This is a genomic window from Mycobacterium sp. UM_CSW (genome assembly GCF_000455205.1).
Classification (GTDB): Bacteria; Actinomycetota; Actinomycetes; order Mycobacteriales; family Mycobacteriaceae; genus Mycobacterium.
The window spans coordinates 1-4,210 of sequence record NZ_AUWQ01000109.1 but is presented as its reverse complement, the minus strand read 5'-3'; the positions used below and the strand labels follow the sequence as shown (position 1 = coordinate 4,210).

The following is a 4,210-nucleotide window of genomic DNA, read 5'->3' as shown; positions in this document are numbered from 1 at the left end:
GGCCGAGCAGCGCCGCCGCCTGCGCGAACTCGCCCTCGGCGATCAGCACGTGCGCCAGCAGCACCTCGCCGATCGCGCGGCCCGGCTGCTGCAATTCGGCGAAATCGGTGAACTGCTGGGCCAATTCGCGCGCGTCGGGCAGCCGGCCCGCCATCAACAGCGCGGTGGTCTGGCCCAGCCCGATCGTGAACCGCAGCAGCCCGGGGTGTTCGGCGGACAGGGCGCGCTGCGCCAGCGGCTCGACGTCGCCGAACCGGCCCTGCCGCGCCGCGCACAGCGCCGCGGTGCTGGCGGCCCAGGCCACCGCCTGGTCACCGGCCGACGGTGAATCCAGCACCTCGCCGGCGATCTTGACGGCGTAGCCGACGTTGCCGGCGTTCATCGCGAACGTCGCGCTGAGCGCGTCGAGGGTGGTGCGCGGGCCCGGATCCGTGACCCGATTGCGGATGGTCCGCAGGAACGCGGTGGCCCGCTCGGGTTCGCTGAGCATCCAGAACTGGTTGGCGGCCCGCAGCAGCGCCCAGTCCATTAGCGCCGGCTCGGCCAGCGCGGCGGAGTCGACCTCGGCGAGCAGCGCGTCGGCCTCCCGGCCGCGGCCCTGCCACCCGAGGGCGTGCGCCAGCGACAGCCGCGCCGCCAGGCCCCCGGACCGCTCCAGCGCCGAGCGGGCCAGACGTTCGCCGAGCGCGAGGTCGCCTAGGCGCAGTGCCTGCTGTGCGGCGTCGGCGACGTCGGCGACGCGCTGGGGGACGTCGCTGTCCAGGGCCAGGGACGCCAGCCGCAGCCGATCGCTGAGGTGGTGCGACGCGCGCTGGGACAGCAGCTCGACGACGTCGGTGCGCCGTCGACGGGCGTCGTCGGGACCGAGCGCGGCGCGCGCCCGCTCGGCGAACAGCGGATGTGCGGTGTAAACCACCGGCTGGTCGCCGTCGCCGCGCACCCGGGTTTCCGCCGCGCCGAGGTCCTCCGCCTCGCCGACGGCGCCCGCCCCGGCCAGCGCGGTCAGGTCGGCGACCGACAGCGGCTCGGCCACGGCGAGGTAGTCCAGCACCGCCCGCGCCGGGGCGGGCAGCTCGGCGATGAACGCGTCGACCTGGGCGGCTGTGGTCGCGCCGCCGGGCGCCTCGACATCGATTCGCGGCAGCAGGCCGTCGGTCCACAGCGCCGCGATGGCGTCGGGCGCCGCCGAAAAATCGGGGCCGCGGGCGGTGACCACCATCCGGCCCCTTCCGGCCAGCGCCAGCTGGTAGACCAGCGTGGCCGACAGGACGTCGAGCTGGTGGGCGTCGTCGACGACGAGCAGCAGGTCGTCCCCGCCGGCCAGCGACGCCCGCGCGGCCCGCAACAGGGCGGCCGGCTTGCCGAGGTCGGTGATCGCGACCAGGTGGCTGAACGCCCCGAACGGTACAGCGCGCTCGGTCGGGGTGCCGGTGACCCAGCGGGTGAGGGTGCTCGGGTGCGCGCGGCCGTAGCCCTCGGCGGCCAGCCGGGCCAGGGTGGATTTGCCGCAGCCGTCGGGGCCGAGCACGACGGCGCCGCGGCCCGCCCCGAGCGCGTCGTTCAGCCGCTCCAACGCCGCCTCGTGTTGGGGGACGTTCCAACGAATCGGCACCAGCCGGAGTTTATTGCGCGCGGTGTGCGCGCCGCACCGGGCTTGGTCTACCTTTCGTTGTATGCGCGAATGGGCGGTGTGCGTGTACTGCGCGTCGGGCCCGGAGCACCCCGAATTGCTTGAGCTGGCTTCGGAACTCGGCGAGGCGATCGCCGAGCGCGGCTGGACGCTGGTGTGGGGCGGCGGCCGGGTTTCGGCGATGGGCGCGGTGGCGAGCGCGGCGCGCGCCCGCGGCGGGCGGACCGTCGGTGTCATCCCGCAGAACCTGATGCGCCTCGAGGTCGCCGACCGCCACGCCGACGAGCTGATCGTCAGCGACACCATGCACGAGCGCAAGCAGATCATGGAGGCCCGCGCCGATGCGTTCGTCGTGCTGCCCGGCGGGGTGGGCACCCTGGACGAGCTGTTCGACGCGTGGACCACGGGTTATCTCGGGGTGCACGACAAACCCATCGTGATGCTGGACCCCTTCGGGCATTACGAGGGGCTGTGGCTGTGGTTGTGCGGATTGCTCGACAGCGGGTACATCACGCAAGCGGCGATGGACCGGTTGGTGCTGGTGGATAAGGTGGGGGCCGCAGTGGAGGCGTGCGCACCCGCCTGAGTGCCGGGCGAACGTGCGCCGTGAGGACTTACAGGAATAGAGGGAAACGTGTCCGACGACGGGGGAGCGCGCACGGCCGTCAGGCTGACCGACATCGCATCTCGGGTGCCGGGACTGCTGGCCGACATGCCGACGATCGTGCGCGGGGCACTGACCGGGCTGTTCGCCCAGCCGGGTTCCAGGAAGTCGATCGGCACTGTCTTCGCCGACCGGGCCGCCCGCCACGGCGACCGGGTCTTCCTGCGGTTCGGCGATCAGCAGCTGACCTACCGCGACGCCAACGCGACCGCCAACCGGTACGCCGCGGTGCTGGCCGCGCACGGCGTCGGCAGCGGTGACGTCGTCGCGATCATGCTGCGCAACTCGCCGCATGCGGTGCTGGCCATGCTGGCCGCGGTCAAGTGCGGCGCGGTCGCCGGGATGATCAATTACCACCAGCGCGGCGAGGTGCTCGCGCACAGCCTGGGCCTGCTGGACGCCAAGGTGCTGATCGCGGAGACCGATCTGGTCAGCGCCGTGGCCGAGTGCGGCGGCACCGGCGCCACCGAAACGCTGACCGTCGAGGACCTGGACCGCTTCGCCGTCAGCGCGCCGGCGACCAACCCGGCGTCGGCGACGGCCGTGCAGGCCCGCGACACCGCCTTCTACATATTCACCTCGGGCACAACGGGTTTCCCCAAGGCCAGCGTGATGACGCACCTGCGCTGGCTCAAGGCGCTGGCCGCCTTCGGCGGCATCGGGTTGCGGCTGAAGAGCACCGACACGCTGTACAGCTGCCTGCCGCTGTACCACAACAACGCGCTGACGGTGGCGTTGTCGTCGGTGATCAACTCCGGGGCGACGCTGGCGCTGGGCAAGTCGTTTTCGGCGTCGAAGTTCTGGGACGAGGTGATCGCCACCGAAGCCACCGCGTTCATCTACATCGGCGAGATCTGCCGCTACCTGCTCAACCAGCCGCCCAAGCCGACCGACCGGGCGCACAAGGTGCGGGTGATCGCCGGCAACGGGCTGCGCCCGGAGATCTGGGACGAGTTCACCCGGCGGTTCGGCATCGAGCGGGTGTGCGAGTTCTACGCCTCCAGCGAGGGCAATACCGCGTTCATCAACGTCTTCAACGTGCCCCGGTCCACGGGCATCTTCCCGATGCCGCTGGCCTACGTGGAGTACGACCCCGACACCGGCGAGCCGCTGCGCGACGAGAACGGCCGGGTGCGCCGGGTGCCCGCCGGCCAGCCCGGCCTACTGCTCAGCCCGGTCAACAAGCTGCAGCCCTTCGACGGCTACACCGACCAGGAGTCGACCGAAAAGAAGTTGGTGCGCAACGCTTTTCGCGAGGGAGACGTGTGGTTCAACTCGGGCGACGTGATGAGCCCGCAGGGCATGGGGCACGCCGCGTTCGTCGACCGGCTCGGCGACACGTTCCGATGGAAGGGCGAGAACGTCGCCACCACGCAGGTGGAGGCGGCGCTGGCCTCCGACGCGTCCGTCGAGGAATGCACGGTGTTCGGCGTGGAGATCCCGCACACCGGCGGGCGCGCCGGGATGGCCGCGGTCCAGCTGCGCGAGGGCGCCGAGTTCGACGGCCAGTCGTTGGCCCGCGCGGTGTACTCCCAGCTGCCGCCGTATGCGCTGCCGTTGTTCGTGCGGGTGGTCAAGACGCTGGAGCACACCACGACGTTCAAGAGTCGCAAGGTGGAGCTGCGCGAGCAGGCCTACGGGTCCGACGTCAAGGACCCGCTGTACGTGCTGGCCGGCCGCGACGAGGGCTACGTGCCGTTCTACGACGAGTACCCGGAAGAGGTCGCGGCGGGTAAGCGGCCGAAGGGGTAGGGCGTTTGCGCCGAGACTGCGCTCAGCGCGTGGTTTGGCGAGATCTGATAGCGCTGAGCGCAGTCTCGATGCCTGAACGGCTGCTAGCCGCCGTGGCCGCCGTTTGCCTGGCCGCCGCCGTTGCCCCCGACCGAGGCGCCGCCACCGCCACCGCCCCCGCCGCC

The 4,210-nt window shown here is 71.9% G+C and carries 3 protein-coding genes; 2 read left to right on the top strand and 1 reads right to left on the bottom strand.

Going from position 1 to position 4,210, the window contains the following annotated elements; translation table 11 throughout:
• A partial coding sequence (locus N415_RS27185) for an AAA family ATPase (RefSeq protein WP_068188418.1) occupies positions 1 to 1,612 on the bottom strand: 1,612 nt, incomplete at its 3' end.
• Between the two features lie 61 nt (positions 1,613 to 1,673).
• Between N415_RS27185 and N415_RS27180 the strand changes: the two genes are divergently transcribed.
• Positions 1,674 to 2,216 carry a TIGR00730 family Rossman fold protein gene (locus tag N415_RS27180; RefSeq protein WP_068188415.1) on the top strand — a complete coding sequence of 181 codons (543 nt, stop codon included), beginning with the start codon at positions 1,674 to 1,676 and terminating at the stop codon, positions 2,214 to 2,216.
• A 48-nt stretch (positions 2,217 to 2,264) separates the two neighbouring features.
• The gene (gene fadD6, locus N415_RS27175; protein WP_068188412.1) at positions 2,265 to 4,046 is read left to right on the top strand and encodes a long-chain-acyl-CoA synthetase FadD6; all 1,782 of its coding nucleotides are present in this window, start codon (positions 2,265 to 2,267) and stop codon (positions 4,044 to 4,046) included.
• Positions 4,047 to 4,210: the final 164 nt, after the last annotated feature.